Below are 14,727 nucleotides of genomic sequence, written 5' to 3'. Positions count from 1 at the left end.
CCTACGCGCCCTAGGTGGCGGTGATGCGCGTTCCCTTCATAAAGATGCACGGGTTAGGCAATGACTTCATCGTGCTTGATGCGCGAGAGACGCCCCTGCCCGCGCTATCAACCGCCACCGTGCGCGCACTGGCGGACCGGCGGGAAGGGATCGGTTGCGATCAGCTGATCGTGCTGGAGCCGGATGAGACGGCAACGTGCCGCATGCGGATATTCAATCAGGATGGCGGCGAAGTAGAAGCCTGCGGCAACGCCTCGCGCGCCGTGGGCATGCTGCTTGGCGAACCTGCGACAATCAGCACTGCCGGCGGCGTGATCGAAACCCATCCATCCGACAGCGGCGTGGCTGTCGACATGGGAGAGCCGCGCTTCGAGTGGGACGCTATCCCGCTCGCCTACGCAATGGACACGATGAGCTTGCCATTAGGCTGGGGCGCGCTGGAGCAGCCGGTCGCCGTCAATGTCGGCAATCCGCACGCGGTATTCTTTGTCGGCAATGTGGACGCGATTGCCCTCGATATCATCGGGCCTGAAGTGGAAATCGACGAGATCTTTCCCGCCCGCGTCAACGTCAATGTCGCCAGTGTGGAAGACCGTGAGACGATCCGCCTGCGTGTTTGGGAACGCGGGGCGGGCCTTACCCGCGCATGCGGCACCGGAGCCTGCGCCACAGCCATCGCCGCCATGCGTCGCGGACTGGTGGATCGCGAAGTCACAGTGCACCTTCCCGGCGGCCCCTTGCTGATCGGATGGGGTGAAGACAACCGCATCACCATGACCGGCCCGGCAACCGAAGCCTTTCGCGGCGAGTTTGACTGGGGCGACTACGCATGAGCGGCGCTGAAGTCATTTCCCTCGGCTGCCGTCTGAACATCGCCGAGAGCGAGCGCATCCGGACGCTCGTGGCGGACGAATCCGATGTGGTTGTAGTCAACAGCTGCGCGGTTACGATGGAAGCCGTGCGGCAAACCCGTCAGGCTATCCGCAAGGCGCGGCGCGCGCGCCCTGATGCAAGGCTGCTGGTGACGGGATGCGCGGCCGATATCGAGCGCGACCAGCTTGCCGCCATGCCCGAAGTCGATGGACTGGTGCCCAACACGCAAAAGCTCGATGCCCGCGCGTGGAATGTGCCCGAGCCCGCCGAGCAAGCCCTACCCAAACACACGCGAGCTTTTATCGCGGTACAGAACGGTTGCGACCATGCCTGCACCTTCTGCGTCATTCCACAAGGGCGTGGCGGGAGCCGCTCACTCACCATTCCAGCTGTACTGCTCGAAGTGGAGCGTCACCTGGAGCAAGGCGCGCCGGAAGTGGTGCTGACCGGTGTCGATGTGACGTCATGGGGCCATGATTTGGCCGGTGAGCCTCCGTTGGGCGAGTTGGTTGCCGCAGTGCTAAATGCCTTTCCCGAATTGCAACGCCTGCGCATGTCCTCGATTGACGGTGCGGAAGTCGATCCCGTGCTGTTCGAGCTTTTTGCGGACGAGCCGCGCATGATGCCGCATCTGCACCTGTCCTTGCAGCACGGTTCTGACCTGATCCTCAAACGCATGAAGCGCCGCCACAGCCGCAACGATGCGGTCGAGCTGGTACAATCACTTCGAGAGCGCCGACCAGACCTCGCCATCGGCGCAGATATCATCGCCGGTTTCCCGACCGAGGACGAAGGTCACCATTCCGATAATATCTCGATCATCGGCGAGTTACCCGTCGTCCACGGCCACATATTTCCCTATTCGCCCCGCCCCAATACACCGGCTGCGCGCATGCCGCAGTTGGACAAAGCGACGATCAAGGTGCGGGCGAGTGAATTGCGCGCTGCTGTCGCCAAAACCCGCCAGAACTGGCTTAATAGCCTTGTGGGAACACCATTGCGCGTCCTCGCGGAAAAGGACGGTACGGGTTATGCGGAGAACTTTGCACGGGCCGATGTGCCCGACGGCACACCCGCAGGTACAATCTTGACCATTACCCCGACTACGATTGAGGAAGGCCTTCTCAAGTGAGCAAAAGCTGGACCGAAAAGCTCTTCGGTGGATTTCGCAAGACGTCTGACCGCCTGTCGGAGAACCTCTCCGCCGCGGTTGAGGCTGCTGAGCCCGTTGTCGAGGAAGTGGCAGAGCCGGAGCCTGAGGCCGAAGTAGAACCAGAGCCGGAGCCTACTCCTGCGCCCGAACCAGTCGCGGAACCTGAGCCAGTGCAGGAGCCTGAGCCCGCTCCGACTCCCGCGCCAGCACCCGCCCAAGAGCCAGAACCTGCATCCATCGTTTCCAAGGTCGCCACGACTATGCGCTCGACACGGCTCGATGATGCGACGCTGGACGAGATCGAGGACGCGCTGATCGTGTCCGACCTCGGCCCCTCCGCTGCCGCACGCATTCGCGACAAGCTGGCCGAAAAGCGCTTCGGATCGGTCATCACCGAACGCGAACTGAAAGAGGCGGTCGCCGAGGAAATTGCTGCAATTCTTCGTCCGGTGGCCAAGCCGCTCGACATTACCGCCTTCCCTCGCCCGCAGGTGATCCTGGTCATCGGCGTCAACGGCAGCGGCAAAACCACCACCATCGCCAAGCTCGGCCACTGGCTGATGGAGGACGATTACGAGGTCATGCTGGCGGCCGGCGACACCTTCCGCGCGGCTGCTATCGGCCAGCTCAAAATCTGGGCAGAACGTATCGGGGCACCGATCATTACGGGCCCTGAAGGCGGCGATCCTTCCGCTATCGTGTTCGATGGGGTGAAGAAGGCGACCAACATCGGCACCGATGCCCTGATCGTCGACACCGCCGGACGCCTGCAGAACAAGCGCGAGCTGATGGACGAGCTGGCCAAGATCCGCAAAGTTCTCGGCCGCCTCAATCCCGAAGCGCCGCATGATGTGTTGCTGGTGCTCGATGCGACCAACGGCCAGAATGCGCTCTCGCAGATCGAGACCTTCAAGGAAGTCGCAGGCGTCACCGGCCTGATCATGACCAAGCTCGATGGCACCGCGCGCGGCGGTGTGCTGGTGGCAGCGGCAGAGCAATATGGCTTGCCAATCCATGCGATTGGCGTGGGCGAGACGCTCGACGATCTGCGCCCCTTCGACCCGGACCTTGTCGCGCGCGTGATTGCAGGAGTGGCCTGATGACTGAGACAAATGCCCAGAAACCCAAAAGCGGCTGGCTCAATGTCGCGGTCGACTACGGGCCGCTGCTCGTTTTCTTCCTGACCTACAAGTACTTCTCGCCCGAAGATGGCGGGGACATGGTGGGGGAAATCGGTGCGGTCGTCCGCGGCACCGGTGCCTTTATCGTGGCTGCGATTGTCGCGCTCATCGTCAGCAAGGTGCGGCTGGGCAAGGTCAGCCCGATGCTCTGGCTCTCGACCGCGCTGATCGTCGGGTTCGGTGCACTGACGATCTATTTCCAGGATGAACGCTTCATCCAGTGGAAGCCAACCATCGTCTACGCGATCTTCGCGGTTGTTCTGCTGGTTGGTTATTCGCGCGGCAGATCACTGCTCAAGGTGCTGCTCGAAGCCGCGTTTGAAGGCCTGAACGACGAAGGCTGGCTCAAGCTCTCACGCAACTGGGGCGTGTTCTTCATCTTCCTCGGGGCACTGAACACCGTGCTGATCTATGGGGTGAGCTTCGAAACGTGGCTCGGCATGAAGCTTTGGCTGTTCCTGCCGCTGACCTTCGTCTTCACCTTTACGCAGGTGCCTATGCTGATGCGCCACGGGCTCGATGTGGAAGCAAACAACGAAGCCGACGACACCCCTCCGCCGGGGTGACATTTTGACACTGCGCCAAATTACTGTATTCTAAGCACAATACGGCGAGAGAGTTTCGGGCCACGGCCTCGCTTTCTCGCCGTATTGATTCACCTATGCAGCGAAACACCTCCAAGGGCGTGGCATTTGCCGCGCCTGTTAAGCTGTGTTATATGTATAATACACTCAGGAGAGAACTTATGGACCAATCAGGTATTCACATCGGCGACGTGCGTGGCCTGTTGCATAAGGTTCTGAACGATTGGCATTTTGAAGAGCGAAAGGCCGTTCGAGACAGGCTAAGAGATTACGAGGACCGACTTGAAAAGCTGGACTACCGCGCGGACCAAGCCGGAACTCAAGATATGAAGGCCCGCCTGCAAGAACAGTATGATCGGTTCAAAAGCCGCGTCGATGCACGATATGAGATGTTCGACGAAGCGCATAAGCAGATGACGCAATACGTCGACCGACGCGCGGCTGACTAACGCCTAAACCTAAATCTCCACCTGGCTCCCCAGCTCGACCACGCGGTTGGTCGGGAGCCGGAAGAATTCCATGGGTGTTGCGGCGTTACGCATCATCCAGGCGAACAGTTTTTCGCGCCAGATGGCCATCCCAGGCTTGTCCGATGTCAGCAGCGTTTGGCGGCTGAGGAAGAAGCTGGTTTGCATCATGTCGAACGGCCCGCCGCACATCTCGCGGCTGGCGAGCGCCTTGGGCACATCTGTTTCTTCCATGAAGCCGTAATGCAGGATCACGCGGAAGAATCCGTCGCCCAGCTCCATGATTTCGCACCGTTCGGACGGGTCGACATAGGGCACATCGCTGATCTGCACTGTCAGTACCACAATGCGCTCGTGCAACACCTTGTTGTGCTTGATATTGTGGAGCAGCGCCGATGGCGTTCCGCTGGAGCCGGAATTCATAAAGATCGCCGTGCCCGGCACGCGCGCCGAGCTTGAGCGGGCCGACTTGGCAAAGATATCGAGCGGTAAGCTCATCTCTGTCATGCGTTCGCGCATCAGCTTGCGCCCCTTCGCCCATGTGGTGAGAATGGCGAAGGCAATCGCGCCGACAACCAGCGGGAACCACCCGCCCGAAGGCACCTTGTAAAGGTTCGCTGCGAAATAGGCGCCGTCGATAATCAGGAAGAACAGCACCACGGGGATGGCGATCCATTTCGGCCACTTCCACACCCCGATAAACAGCACTGCCATCAGCAGCGTGTCGATTGTCACCGCCCCCGTCACGGCGATACCATAGGCGGAGGCCAGGTTGGACGAGTTCTGGAAAGTCAGCACCAGCACGATCACCGCGCACATTAGCGCCCAGTTGATCACCGGAATGTAGATCTGGCCCGAATGCTCGTCTGACGTGTGGCGGATCGACAGGCGCGGCACGAAGCCCAGCTGGATCGCCTGGTGGGTAATGCTGAACGCGCCGCTGATCACCGCCTGGCTTGCGATAAAGGTCGCGCAGGTCGCCAGGATCACCAGCGGCAGGCGGTAAGCCTCGTCCGCCAGGAAAAAGAACGGGCTCATGATCGCTTCTTCGGCAGCTGCAGGAGGCAGGCCAAGGATCATCGCACCCTGCCCGAAATAGTTGAGCAGCAGACACGGCATAACAAAACCAAACCAGCTGAGCTTCATCGGGCCGCGACCGAAGTGTCCCATATCCGAATAGAGCGCCTCTGCACCCGTCACTGCAAGCACGACCGAGCCGAGGGCAAGGAAGGCAAACACCTTCTCTTCAAGGAAGAATTGCACCGCGTACCACGGGTTCAATGCCCAGAGGATTTCCGGCGTGTTGAATATCTGCCCCGCACCGAGCACGGCGATCACCGAGAAGTAGATGATCATCACGGGGGCAAACATGGCCCCCACCTTGGCTGTACCGCGCTGTTGGAGCACGAACAGGCCAACCAGCAGGACCAGTGCGATGGGGATCACGTAGGGCTGCAGGCCCCGGTCCACCACGGTTAGTCCTTCCACCGCGGAAAGCACTGAAATAGCAGGCGTAATCATGCTGTCGCCGTAGAATAGCGCTGTCGCAAAAACGCCGAGCAGCACGATCAACCAGCCGTAACTGGTCTTGCCGATACTGCGCGAAAGCAGCGCCACGAGCGCAAGACTGCCGCCCTGCCCGTTGTTATCTGCACGCATCAGGATGGTGACGTACTGGATCGCCACGATCAGGAACATCGACCAGAAAATCAGGCTGACCACGCCGAGGACGTGCAGCTGATCAATCGGCATTTCATGCGCACCGCGGAAGGTCTCACGAAACGCGTACAGCGGACTCGTACCGATATCGCCGAAAACGATACCGATTGCGCCGGCCGCAAGCTTCAGCTTTGCAGAATCGCGGTCTTGTGTGGCTGCGCTCATATGGATTTAAGGCCCATTAGCTATTCCGCCCCGTCCGGCGAAGCGCGCGCCCTAGCAGTGTGCGGCTGGCACCGCAATGCTGCAGTGCACAAATGTTGCTATTCGGCACTGTCTTGCGGCGGCGCGGCATTCATCGCGCCCATTGCGCCAAGCATAGTATCAAGCCGTGACAGTCGTTCTTCCAGCCCAGCCCTGCCAACAGCACCTTCAGGCGCGCTGTCCAGCGCCTCTCGCCATATCTGCCGCGCTTCCATCAAACGCCCCTGTCTCACCAGCGCAACGCCAAGGAAGTAGTTTGGCGCAAGATGATCCGGCTTGACGATTGATGCCTGCCGATAGGCGTAGAGCGCGGGTGCGGTCAGCGTTCCGTCAGCGTGCTCGGCAAGTGCATTGCCCTGCGCGATCCATGCCTCGAAATCCTCCGAATTGGCGCTGGTAATGCCGGCCAGGATGGTCGCCGCATCGATATACCGGCCGCGCTGGGCATAGGCATCGGCGGTCAGGAGTGCGTCGGCACGGCTGCGTTCGTCGTCGGCGATAAATTCGCGCCGCGCGGCAACGATATCAAAGGTATTTTCGGTATTGGCTGCCCCCATCGCTTTGGGAGCGGAGGGCAGGTCCGGACTCGCCTGAACCGCATAGCCGACAAGCCCGAAGGTCAGCGCCGCGCCAAGACTGGTCCACAGAGCCTTCTCGATGCGGAACAGCAGCACCGCAATACCAAAGGCGATAAGCGCGAGCAGGATGGCCATTATCCAGGTCATTCGCGCACCCTTCCCACCCGGCGGAGCAGGACGATGAGCGCGAGCAGCACAAGGATACCCGGCAGCACGAAAAGCGGCCAGGTCGTTGCACTGATCTCCGGTTCGTAACTGATGTAATCGCCATAACGCGAGATCAGGTAAGCGCGAATTTCTTCCGGGCTTTCCCCGGCGGCAATGCGCGTGCGGACCTGATGCCGCATGTCGCCTGCCACCGGCGCATCGCTATCGGCGATCGACTGGCTCTGGCATTGCAGACAGCGCAGCGTCTCCATCAGATCGCGCGCGATCTGTTCCTGTGCAGGGTCTTCAAGCTGGGTGTAGGCATAGGGCGCGGGCGGCATGCTGGATTGGGCGGTGAGCGCAGTAGGCAAAGACACCGCCAAAAGTGCGAAAAGAGCGAATAGCCGTTTCATGACCCGCTTCCCGCCTTACGCAATTCTTCGAGCAGCAGCGGAACGTCGCTTTCGGTGACAATGCCGATATGCTGGTACGTAATGCGGCCAGAGCCATCGATCACGAAGGTTTCGGGCACGCCCGATGCGCCGAGCGCGAACTGCGTTTCGGAGATGTCATCGCGCCCTATACGGGTGAACGGGTTGCCGTAGATTTCGAGGAAGCGCGCTACGTCCTCCTCCCGGTCACGCAGGGCGACAGCGTGAATTGTCGCACCCTGCCGCTCAAGCGCGTCAAGTTGCGGAGCCTCGACACGGCAAGGAATGCACCAGCTGCCGAACAGGTTGAGTAGAGCAGGTTCACCATTGGCGAAATCGGCGGAGGAAAGCCCCGGGCGGTCAGCAAAGGCGGGTTCCAGATCGAATTCGGGGAGTTGCTGGCCCACCATCGCGCTCCGGACGAAATCGTCCTTGGGTTGCGAGAGCTGGTAGGCGAACAGCGCGAACAACGCAGCCGCAATAGCCACCACGATCCAGAGCGTGATGCGAAGCTGCTTCATGCGGTCGCCTCTGCCAGCTCGTCTTCCATGTCTTCCTCGTCCGCATGACGGCGGCGGCGCAGGTCACTTGCCACGCGTCCGACCAAGGCCAGTGCACCGCCAAGCGCAATGAGCAAGCCGCCGTACCAGATAAAAGTCACGAACGGCTTCCACCACAGGCGCAACTGCCAGCGCCCGTCCTGCCCCTGGTTGCCCACCGCAACATAGAGCTGCCCGTTCCACCGGGTGAGCAGTGCGACCTCGCTCGTCTCCATCACCGGCGTCCAAAAATTGCGCGATTGCGGATGCGCTTCCTGGCCGGGACCGCCCTCGTAGGACATGGTGAGGTTCGCCTGCATTGCGGTCCAGTTCGGGCCAGCAACCGCGTTCACGGTATCGAGCTGCCCGGTCCACGGACCAACCTCGACAATGTCGCCAACATTCGCGGCCACAAGCCGTTCTTTCTGGAATGCCGTGTCTGCAGCCATGCCAAACATGGCGACCGCAATGCCAAGATGCGCCACACACATGCCCCAGATGGCCAGCGGCGTACGGCGCAGCGAGCGACCGAACAGCGGCGCGACACTTGCGACGGCCACACCAGCAGCCAGCACGAGGCCAAGGAAAGGCAGCAAACCGATATCCTCGTAGAAAAGCGAGCGGATCAGCACCGTCAGCATCACTGCACCGATCAGCGCGAGCGGTTTCATGATGCGACCGGCATTGTCGCTTTTCCAGCGCAGCAGCGGACCAACCATCAGCACCAGCATCATCGGCAGAAAGAAGATCGCGCTGACCGGATTGAAGTACGGCGGGCCGACCGAAACGCGCACGTCGAAGGCTTCCGTAAACAGCGGATAGAGCGTGCCGATCAGCACCACGCCGAGAATGGCGGACAGGCCGACATTGTTGACCACTAGTGCGCCCTCGCGGCTCATCACGCTGAACCGCTCACCCTCGGCAATCGTGCTGGCACGCAGAGCGAACAGCACCAGCGCGCCGCCAATGTAGAGCACCAGCAGCGCGAGGATGAAGCTACCGCGTTGGGGATCGACCGCGAAGGCGTGGACGCTCGTCAGAATGCCCGAACGAACGAGGAATGTGCCCACCATGCTCATCGAGAAAGCGATCACGCCCAGCATGATCGTCCACGTCCGCAAGGCATCGCGCGCAGCCAGAACGCTTGCTGAGTGCAGCAAGGCCGTCGCAGCGAGCCACGGCATAAGCGACGCATTCTCCACGGGGTCCCAGAACCACCAACCTCCCCAGCCGAGCTCGTAGTACGCCCAGTAGGATCCCGCAGTGATACCAATGGTGAGGAATATCCACGCCGCAAGCACCCAGGGGCGCATTACGCGCGCGAAGTCGGGCGTCACATTGCGGGTCAGCAGCGCGCCGAGTGCGAAGCTGAAGGCAATCGAAAGACCGACATAGCCGATGTAGAGCGTGGGCGGATGAAAGGCCAAGCCCACATCCTGCAACAGCGGATTGAGGCCATTCCCTTCAGGCGGGATCTCCGTTAGCCGCTCGAACGGGTTGGAGGCGATTAACAGGAAGGCATAGAAGCCAAGGCCAACGAAGCTTTGCGCGGAAAGCGTCGCCATCATCGTCTTTTCGGGCAAGCGTCGCTCGATCAGCGCAATCGCTCCGCCTGCTATAGCCATCACGGTGATCCACAGCAGCATCGAGCCTTCGTGGTTCCCCCAGGCGCCAGAAAGCTTGAAGATCATCGGCTTCATCGAATGCGAATTGGTGGCGACCAGCTTTACCGAGAGATCGGTCACGGCAAAGACGTAGAGCAGACAAAGAAAGGCCACGCCGCACAGGATCGCCTGCAACAAAGCAGCAGGACGCGCGAGGCTCGCGATCTCTGCATTGTCATGCCGCGCGCCAATAAAGCCCGCCAGCAATTGCAACGCCGCCAGCGCCGCAGCAAGCCACAGGGCGGCAAGGCCGATTTCGGGGATCACCCGGTCGTTTCCGCAATAGTTTCGCGAACCTGATCGGGTGTCATATCCTCAAGCTCGCGCGGCATGTAGTTCTCGTCATGCTTGGCGAGTACATTCTCGGCCACGAAAGTGCCGCTGACATCCATGCTGCCATCGGCGACAACGCCAGACCCTTCCACGAAAAGGTCAGGCAGGATTCCGGTAAAAGTCACTGGCACCCGCGCCACGCCATCGTGCACGACAAAGGTCACACTCACCCCGTCCGGCAGTTCGACGATGGAGCCTTCTTCCACCATTCCGCCAAGCCGGATGGCCTGCCCCGGCTCAGGCGGGTTTTCGGCAATGTCGGAAGGGACGTAGAAATAGCTCGCCTGATCACGCAGCGCGACCATCGCCAGAAGCGTCGCGCCGATCAGAGCGGCAACCGCCAGCACGATCAGCACCAGTCGCTGATGCTTGGGCTTGAGAGCAGAGGTCATTTGCCCTTCACCTTGTCCCGCCGCGCCTCTGCCTTACGCATGGCGAGCCAGCTCTGGCCAACCAGCAGCAGTGTGGAGATGATCGTCACCGCAAAAGCAGCATAGACGAAGATCATCTGGTCGAGCGCTTCTCTCACGATGCAGCCTCCGAAGTCTTCAGGTCTGCTTTCTGCGCCATCCGGCGTAGGCGAGCCTCTGCCTGGATGTCTGCAAGAATGGTCCGCATGCGTGCCAGCACCACACCGCCGAACAGCAGCGAAAAGCCCAGCACGGCAACCATCAACGGCACAAGGAAAACCTCGTCAATCGCGCTTCCACCAGTGGTAATGCTGGGCGGCTGATGGAGCGAATTCCACCACACGACGCTGCGGTTGATGATCGGTACATTGATCGCACCCACAAGGCCGAAGATCGCCGCGATGCGAGAGCTCTGCCCTTCGCGTGCCAGCGAGCCCGACAACGCGATATAGCCGAAGTACAGGAACAGCAGCACCAGCATCGAAGTCAGGCGGCCGTCCCACACCCACCAGGTGCCCCATGTCGGGCGCCCCCAGATCGATCCGGTGGCAAGGCAGATGAACGTGAACACCGCACCTGGCACCGCCGCCGCGCGTGCGGCGATGGCGGCCAACGGGTGCCGCCAGACAAGCTCCACAAGGCTGGCAATCGCGATGGCTGTCCACCCGCCCATGCCCAGCCATGCGGATGGCACATGGATGTACAGGATCTTGACCGTGTCTCCCATCAGCCGGTCTGGCGGCGTGTTGAAAAAGCCCCACAGCATCGCGCCACCAGCCAGCAACAGGCCGGACACCAGCAGCAGCGGCGTCAGCCACTTGGCGATCCTTAAAAAGCGGGCGGGATTGGCGTAGAGATGCATGCTTCGTCAATTACGATCAGTCGGGCGCATCATTGGCAGTTGCAGGGCGTGGCGGCAAGCCAAACCGAAGCCCATTCGCCTCTTCTTCAGAGGAGGGGCAACGAGACTTGCCCAGCCCAAGGCGAGGCTTAGGGTCAGGACCCATTACCCCCTCCTTTAAAAAAGAGGGGGAACTCACGCCTTATCCGCGGCCGATCAGTTCTCGCGCCATCGCATCGGCAACTTCATTCGACGGACGCCCTTCGGCTTCGCTCTTCTGCCAGATCGACTGCAGGCGTCCGGGGATTTCTGCGATGCGCGCGTTCACCGCCGATACGTCACAATCCTCGCCCTTCTGGGCATAGAGGTATTCCCAGCCGACATTGATGATGCCGCCAGCGTTGATGACGTAATCAGGGGCGTAGAGGATGCCGCGATCGTGCAGCTGTTGCCCGTGATGCGGGCGCGCCAACTGGTTGTTCGCGCCGCCTGCGACGATAGCGCAGTTCAGCGCGGGAATGGTCTCGTCATTAAGCACCGCGCCAAGCGCATTGGGGCTGAGCACATCGCATTCGACAGCCATGATCTCATCCACGCTAGCGACTTCACCGCCCGTTTCTGCAGCAAGCGCCTGTGCGGCATCTGCATTGATATCGGCGAGGATCAGCTTGGCGCCATCCTTCGCCAGCAGACGAGCCACGCCGCCGCCAACCGAACCGCAGCCCTGTACGGCAATGCGAACCCCATCAACAGAGTCTTTGCCCAGCTTGTGCGCAACAGCGGCCGTGATGCCGAGATAGATGCCGTAAGCCGTGAACGGGCCCGGATCACCACCGGCATCGCCTTCGTCGGCCGGCAGCCCGCAAACGTGCGAAGTGCGCGTTGCCACAGCCACCATGTCGGCCACGCTCGCACCAACGTCTTCCGCGGTTACATACTGGCCGCCCATTGCTTCGACAGCATCGCCAAAGGCATGGAGCATTTCGGTAGTCTTGGTTCCGTCCTTGTCGAGCACGACCACGGCCTTGCCGCCGCCCATGGGCAGACCGGCCATCGCGTTCTTGAAGCTCATGCCCCGTGACAGGCGCAGCGCATCGCGCACCGCCATGTCAGGCTCTGCATAGTGCCAGAACCGGGTGCCGCCCGCGCCCGGGCCAAGGTGAGTGGAATGCAAGGCGATAATCGCCGTAAGCCCGCTGTTGCGATCGTGAATGATTTCGACGCGCTCGTGCTCGTCCCAATCGGCTTCATTCCACAAAGCTGGCATACAAGCTCCCTCATCACCTGTTTCTCGGCATCTGCGGGAGGAAAATGGGGCGATCGAGGGGTCTCGAACCCCCGACCTCCGGTACCACAAACCGGCGCTCTAACCAACTGAGCTACGATCGCCACATCATACGCAAGCGCATGCCGAAGCACGCGGCTTTACGGTCCTGCGCTCGCCGGTCAAGCGGCATTGAGCGCGGGCGCGAGCCTGTTGCACAACTCATCGCCCGAGCAAAGCAAAAAGTGCGTTTGAGCCGCGATAATGAAAGATAATTACACACCCTTCCCGCAAGGCACCTGCACGACTATGCCATCGGGATGGCGAGTCACCTTGCGAATCCGGCGTTGGGCCCCGGCGAGACGAGTCCGGAGCTGCTGATGCAACATCATGGAGTGCGCCGCGTGCCCTCCCCGCGCGCTATCGTGCTGGACTGCGCGCAATTCCTGCCACCCGATCTGTGTATCGAACTTATCCGTCTGATCGACAAGGATCGCCGCCCTTCGACCATCGCTGACGCCAATGGCGACAATTACTTCCGAACCAGCGAGACCTGCGATCTGGAGGCGGATGAACCCGCCGTGCTGGATCTCGAAGCACGGCTGTTCGCGCTCAATGGGATTGACCCGGCACACGGCGAGCCAGTGCAAGGGCAGCGCTATGCCGTCGGGCAGGAATTCAAGGCGCATACGGATTATTTCGAGCCCAACGGCGCGGACTTCCAGAAATTCTGCTCGGTCTCGGGCAACCGGACATGGACCTTCATGATCTACCTCAACCATGTCGAAGCCGGCGGCGCGACACGGTTCAAGGTACTCAAGAAGATGTTCCAGCCCGAAGTGGGCAAGTTGGTATGCTGGAACAACCGCCGCGAGGATGGCTCACTCAACCCTGCGACGCTGCACCACGGGATGAAAGTGCGTAAGGGGACGAAGTACGTGATTACGAAGTGGTATCGGGAAAAGCCGTGGGGGTGAGGCGATGAGCAAGGCAGAAGCAGGCGGATGCCATTGCGGCGCGGTGCGATTTTCCTTTGCTATGCCGGAGGAACCGCTGATCCGGCGGTGCAATTGCACGATCTGTGCGATGAAGGGCATCGTGATGCTCGACGTTCCCAAGACCGATGTTGAGGTGACGGAGGGGCAGGACATGCTCTCCACCTACACCTTCGGGTCGGGCGTGGCGAAACACCACTTCTGCTCGAATTGCGGTATCCACGTGCTGCAGGAACTGCGCTCCGAACCGGACAATGTCGCGGTGAGTTATGCCTGTATCGATGGGCGCTCGATCTATGATCTGAAGGAATGTCTTGTCTTCGACGGGCAGAACCATCCCGCTGATACCGGGCAGTACTACTATCACGGCGTTCTCAAGTACGAGAAACTGATCGACTAAATCAAAAAGGGCGGCCCCGCAGGACCGCCCTTTTGATCAATCGCGAAGGCGCGTTTAGTCGGCCTTCTTGCCGCCCAGCTTGATACCACCGAAACGCTGGTTGAACTTGGCAACACGGCCACCGTCCTGAATGCGCTGAGGGCCGCCCGTCCATGCCGGGTGGCTGGTCGGATCGATTTCGAGGTTCATGGTGTCGCCTTCCTTGCCCCAAGTGGTACGGGTCTGGAATTCGGTGCCATCGGTCATCTTGACCGTGATCATGTGGTAATCGGGATGCGTATCGGCCTTCATGGCGGTATGTCCTTTATGGTGCGAACCGGTTCCGACCGGCTCTCCAATGTTGGGAAGTCGCGCGCAGATAACGGCGCTATTCCCTATTTGCAAGCCCAAACGGACCGAATTGGTCCGCAAGGCGACTGCCTGCCCGCAGCGGCGCAGCTTGCTGCATGTCTAGCGAGGATGAAGCCGCGGAGGCGGCTTCACAAATCAAGATGGAGGATCAGCGATCATCGCGGTGAAGTTCACTTCACACGTTACCTTGCCATCAACGCTCGCCTTGCCTTCAAACTTGCAGATCTTGCTGCGCTGCTGGGTGAAGGCAACATCGAGTTGCAGGAGGCAGCCTGGTTCCACGGGCGCGCGGAACTTCGCGTTCTCGATCGCCATGAAATAGACGAGCTTGCCGCTATCGGCGAGGTCCATCGTCTCGATGCCAAGGATGCCCGCAGCCTGGGCCAAAGCCTCAATCTGCAGGACGCCCGGCATAATCGGGCGGCCTGGGAAGTGACCCTGAAAGAAGTCCTCGTTGAAGCTGACAGCCTTGATAGCGGTAATCCGCTCCCCTTTCACAATCTCCTCGACCCGGTCGACGAGCAGCATGGGATAGCGGTGCGGCAGAGCCTTGAGCACGCGCGTGATGTCGTATGTTTCGCTCATGGCTCTGC

18 protein-coding genes and 1 tRNA gene are annotated in these 14,727 nt (G+C 60.7%); 7 read left to right on the top strand and 12 right to left on the bottom strand.

The window, feature by feature from the left end:
- Window positions 1-23: 23 nt before the first annotated feature.
- From dapF to OOZ52_RS01830, 5 genes are all read left to right on the top strand, one after another.
- Complete coding sequence (gene dapF, locus OOZ52_RS01850) at window positions 24-833, top strand: diaminopimelate epimerase (RefSeq protein ID WP_274696775.1); 810 nt, start codon at window positions 24-26, stop codon at window positions 831-833.
- A complete protein-coding gene (locus OOZ52_RS01845) occupies window positions 830-2,005 on the top strand; it encodes a MiaB/RimO family radical SAM methylthiotransferase (RefSeq protein ID WP_274696774.1) in 1,176 nt (391 codons plus the stop codon). Before dapF ends, OOZ52_RS01845 begins: the two co-directional genes overlap by 4 nt.
- The gene (ftsY, locus tag OOZ52_RS01840) at window positions 2,002-3,126 is read left to right on the top strand and encodes a signal recognition particle-docking protein FtsY (protein WP_446698099.1); all 1,125 of its coding nucleotides are present in this window, start codon (window positions 2,002-2,004) and stop codon (window positions 3,124-3,126) included. The genes OOZ52_RS01845 and ftsY overlap by 4 nt, the downstream gene beginning before the upstream one ends.
- Window positions 3,126-3,773: an inner membrane-spanning protein YciB gene (locus OOZ52_RS01835; protein WP_274696773.1), complete on the top strand. Its 648-nt coding sequence runs from the start codon at window positions 3,126-3,128 to the stop codon at window positions 3,771-3,773. Before ftsY ends, OOZ52_RS01835 begins: the two co-directional genes overlap by 1 nt.
- A gap of 179 nt (window positions 3,774-3,952) precedes the next feature.
- A complete protein-coding gene (locus OOZ52_RS01830) occupies window positions 3,953-4,240 on the top strand; it encodes a hypothetical protein (RefSeq protein ID WP_274696772.1) in 288 nt (95 codons plus the stop codon).
- Window positions 4,241-4,249: 9 nt separating this feature from the next.
- Here the strand turns inward: OOZ52_RS01830 and OOZ52_RS01825 are convergent, their stop codons facing one another.
- The 10 genes from OOZ52_RS01825 to OOZ52_RS01780 all read right to left on the bottom strand — a co-directional run bounded on the left by OOZ52_RS01825 (window position 4,250) and on the right by OOZ52_RS01780 (window position 12,513).
- Window positions 4,250-6,142, bottom strand: coding sequence for a potassium transporter Kup (locus tag OOZ52_RS01825; protein ID WP_274696771.1), 1,893 nt, complete (start codon window positions 6,140-6,142; stop codon window positions 4,250-4,252).
- A gap of 98 nt (window positions 6,143-6,240) precedes the next feature.
- Complete coding sequence (locus OOZ52_RS01820; RefSeq protein ID WP_274696770.1) at window positions 6,241-6,906, bottom strand: tetratricopeptide repeat protein; 666 nt, start codon at window positions 6,904-6,906, stop codon at window positions 6,241-6,243.
- Complete coding sequence (locus OOZ52_RS01815; protein ID WP_274696769.1) at window positions 6,903-7,319, bottom strand: cytochrome c-type biogenesis protein; 417 nt, start codon at window positions 7,317-7,319, stop codon at window positions 6,903-6,905. Before OOZ52_RS01815 ends, OOZ52_RS01820 begins: the two co-directional genes overlap by 4 nt.
- Complete coding sequence (locus OOZ52_RS01810; RefSeq protein ID WP_274696768.1) at window positions 7,316-7,858, bottom strand: redoxin family protein; 543 nt, start codon at window positions 7,856-7,858, stop codon at window positions 7,316-7,318. The genes OOZ52_RS01815 and OOZ52_RS01810 overlap by 4 nt, the downstream gene beginning before the upstream one ends.
- Window positions 7,855-9,807 (bottom strand): heme lyase CcmF/NrfE family subunit, encoded by a 1,953-nt coding sequence (locus tag OOZ52_RS01805; protein ID WP_274696767.1) that lies wholly within the window; start codon window positions 9,805-9,807, stop codon window positions 7,855-7,857. Before OOZ52_RS01805 ends, OOZ52_RS01810 begins: the two co-directional genes overlap by 4 nt.
- The gene (ccmE, locus tag OOZ52_RS01800; protein WP_274696766.1) at window positions 9,804-10,265 is read right to left on the bottom strand and encodes a cytochrome c maturation protein CcmE; all 462 of its coding nucleotides are present in this window, start codon (window positions 10,263-10,265) and stop codon (window positions 9,804-9,806) included. Before ccmE ends, OOZ52_RS01805 begins: the two co-directional genes overlap by 4 nt.
- The gene (locus OOZ52_RS01795; RefSeq protein WP_274696765.1) at window positions 10,262-10,402 is read right to left on the bottom strand and encodes a hypothetical protein; all 141 of its coding nucleotides are present in this window, start codon (window positions 10,400-10,402) and stop codon (window positions 10,262-10,264) included. The genes ccmE and OOZ52_RS01795 overlap by 4 nt, the downstream gene beginning before the upstream one ends.
- Window positions 10,399-11,145, bottom strand: a complete 747-nt coding sequence (gene ccmC / locus OOZ52_RS01790) for a heme ABC transporter permease CcmC (protein WP_274696764.1) — start codon at window positions 11,143-11,145, stop codon at window positions 10,399-10,401. The genes OOZ52_RS01795 and ccmC overlap by 4 nt, the downstream gene beginning before the upstream one ends.
- 181 nt (window positions 11,146-11,326) lie before the next feature.
- Window positions 11,327-12,391, bottom strand: coding sequence for a Leu/Phe/Val dehydrogenase (locus OOZ52_RS01785; RefSeq protein WP_274696763.1), 1,065 nt, complete (start codon window positions 12,389-12,391; stop codon window positions 11,327-11,329).
- A 45-nt stretch (window positions 12,392-12,436) separates the two neighbouring features.
- Window positions 12,437-12,513, bottom strand: a tRNA-His gene (locus tag OOZ52_RS01780).
- Window positions 12,514-12,768: 255 nt separating this feature from the next.
- Here OOZ52_RS01780 and OOZ52_RS01775 point away from each other — a divergent pair.
- Together OOZ52_RS01775 and OOZ52_RS01770 are read left to right on the top strand one after the other, a co-directional pair.
- Complete coding sequence (locus OOZ52_RS01775; protein WP_274696762.1) at window positions 12,769-13,365, top strand: prolyl hydroxylase family protein; 597 nt, start codon at window positions 12,769-12,771, stop codon at window positions 13,363-13,365.
- A gap of 4 nt (window positions 13,366-13,369) precedes the next feature.
- Window positions 13,370-13,783, top strand: a complete 414-nt coding sequence (locus OOZ52_RS01770) for a GFA family protein (protein ID WP_274696761.1) — start codon at window positions 13,370-13,372, stop codon at window positions 13,781-13,783.
- 54 nt (window positions 13,784-13,837) lie between these two features.
- On the opposite strand, the gene rpmE is transcribed toward OOZ52_RS01770, so the two are convergent.
- Complete coding sequence (rpmE, locus tag OOZ52_RS01765) at window positions 13,838-14,074, bottom strand: 50S ribosomal protein L31 (protein ID WP_274696760.1); 237 nt, start codon at window positions 14,072-14,074, stop codon at window positions 13,838-13,840.
- A gap of 195 nt (window positions 14,075-14,269) precedes the next feature.
- The gene (gene fabZ / locus OOZ52_RS01760; protein WP_274696759.1) at window positions 14,270-14,719 is read right to left on the bottom strand and encodes a 3-hydroxyacyl-ACP dehydratase FabZ; all 450 of its coding nucleotides are present in this window, start codon (window positions 14,717-14,719) and stop codon (window positions 14,270-14,272) included.
- Between the last annotated feature and the right edge of the window lie 8 nt (window positions 14,720-14,727).

Origin of the sequence: Aurantiacibacter sp. D1-12 (assembly GCF_028858515.1) — a bacterium.
In the GTDB taxonomy this organism is placed as follows: Bacteria; Pseudomonadota; Alphaproteobacteria; order Sphingomonadales; family Sphingomonadaceae; genus Alteraurantiacibacter.
This window is presented reverse-complemented; position numbering and strand designations above follow the sequence as displayed.

Excerpts from the sequence above, each read along its gene's own strand:
- ccmC (WP_274696764.1), bottom strand. The coding sequence starts at position 11,145 with ATGCATCTCTACGCCAATCCCGCCCGCTTTTTAAGGATCGCCAAGTGG.
- dapF (WP_274696775.1), top strand. The coding sequence starts at position 24 with ATGCGCGTTCCCTTCATAAAGATGCACGGGTTAGGCAATGACTTCATC.
- rpmE (WP_274696760.1), bottom strand. The coding sequence starts at position 14,074 with ATGAAGGCCGATACGCATCCCGATTACCACATGATCACGGTCAAGATG.
- OOZ52_RS01815 (WP_274696769.1), bottom strand. The coding sequence starts at position 7,319 with ATGAAACGGCTATTCGCTCTTTTCGCACTTTTGGCGGTGTCTTTGCCT.
- OOZ52_RS01835 (WP_274696773.1), top strand. The coding sequence starts at position 3,126 with ATGACTGAGACAAATGCCCAGAAACCCAAAAGCGGCTGGCTCAATGTC.
- ccmE (WP_274696766.1), bottom strand. The coding sequence starts at position 10,265 with ATGACCTCTGCTCTCAAGCCCAAGCATCAGCGACTGGTGCTGATCGTG.
- OOZ52_RS01825 (WP_274696771.1), bottom strand. The coding sequence starts at position 6,142 with ATGAGCGCAGCCACACAAGACCGCGATTCTGCAAAGCTGAAGCTTGCG.
- fabZ (WP_274696759.1), bottom strand. The coding sequence starts at position 14,719 with ATGAGCGAAACATACGACATCACGCGCGTGCTCAAGGCTCTGCCGCAC.
- OOZ52_RS01845 (WP_274696774.1), top strand. The coding sequence starts at position 830 with ATGAGCGGCGCTGAAGTCATTTCCCTCGGCTGCCGTCTGAACATCGCC.
- OOZ52_RS01785 (WP_274696763.1), bottom strand. The coding sequence starts at position 12,391 with ATGCCAGCTTTGTGGAATGAAGCCGATTGGGACGAGCACGAGCGCGTC.
- OOZ52_RS01830 (WP_274696772.1), top strand. The coding sequence starts at position 3,953 with ATGGACCAATCAGGTATTCACATCGGCGACGTGCGTGGCCTGTTGCAT.
- OOZ52_RS01820 (WP_274696770.1), bottom strand. The coding sequence starts at position 6,906 with ATGACCTGGATAATGGCCATCCTGCTCGCGCTTATCGCCTTTGGTATT.
- OOZ52_RS01810 (WP_274696768.1), bottom strand. The coding sequence starts at position 7,858 with ATGAAGCAGCTTCGCATCACGCTCTGGATCGTGGTGGCTATTGCGGCT.
- OOZ52_RS01775 (WP_274696762.1), top strand. The coding sequence starts at position 12,769 with ATGCAACATCATGGAGTGCGCCGCGTGCCCTCCCCGCGCGCTATCGTG.
- OOZ52_RS01770 (WP_274696761.1), top strand. The coding sequence starts at position 13,370 with ATGAGCAAGGCAGAAGCAGGCGGATGCCATTGCGGCGCGGTGCGATTT.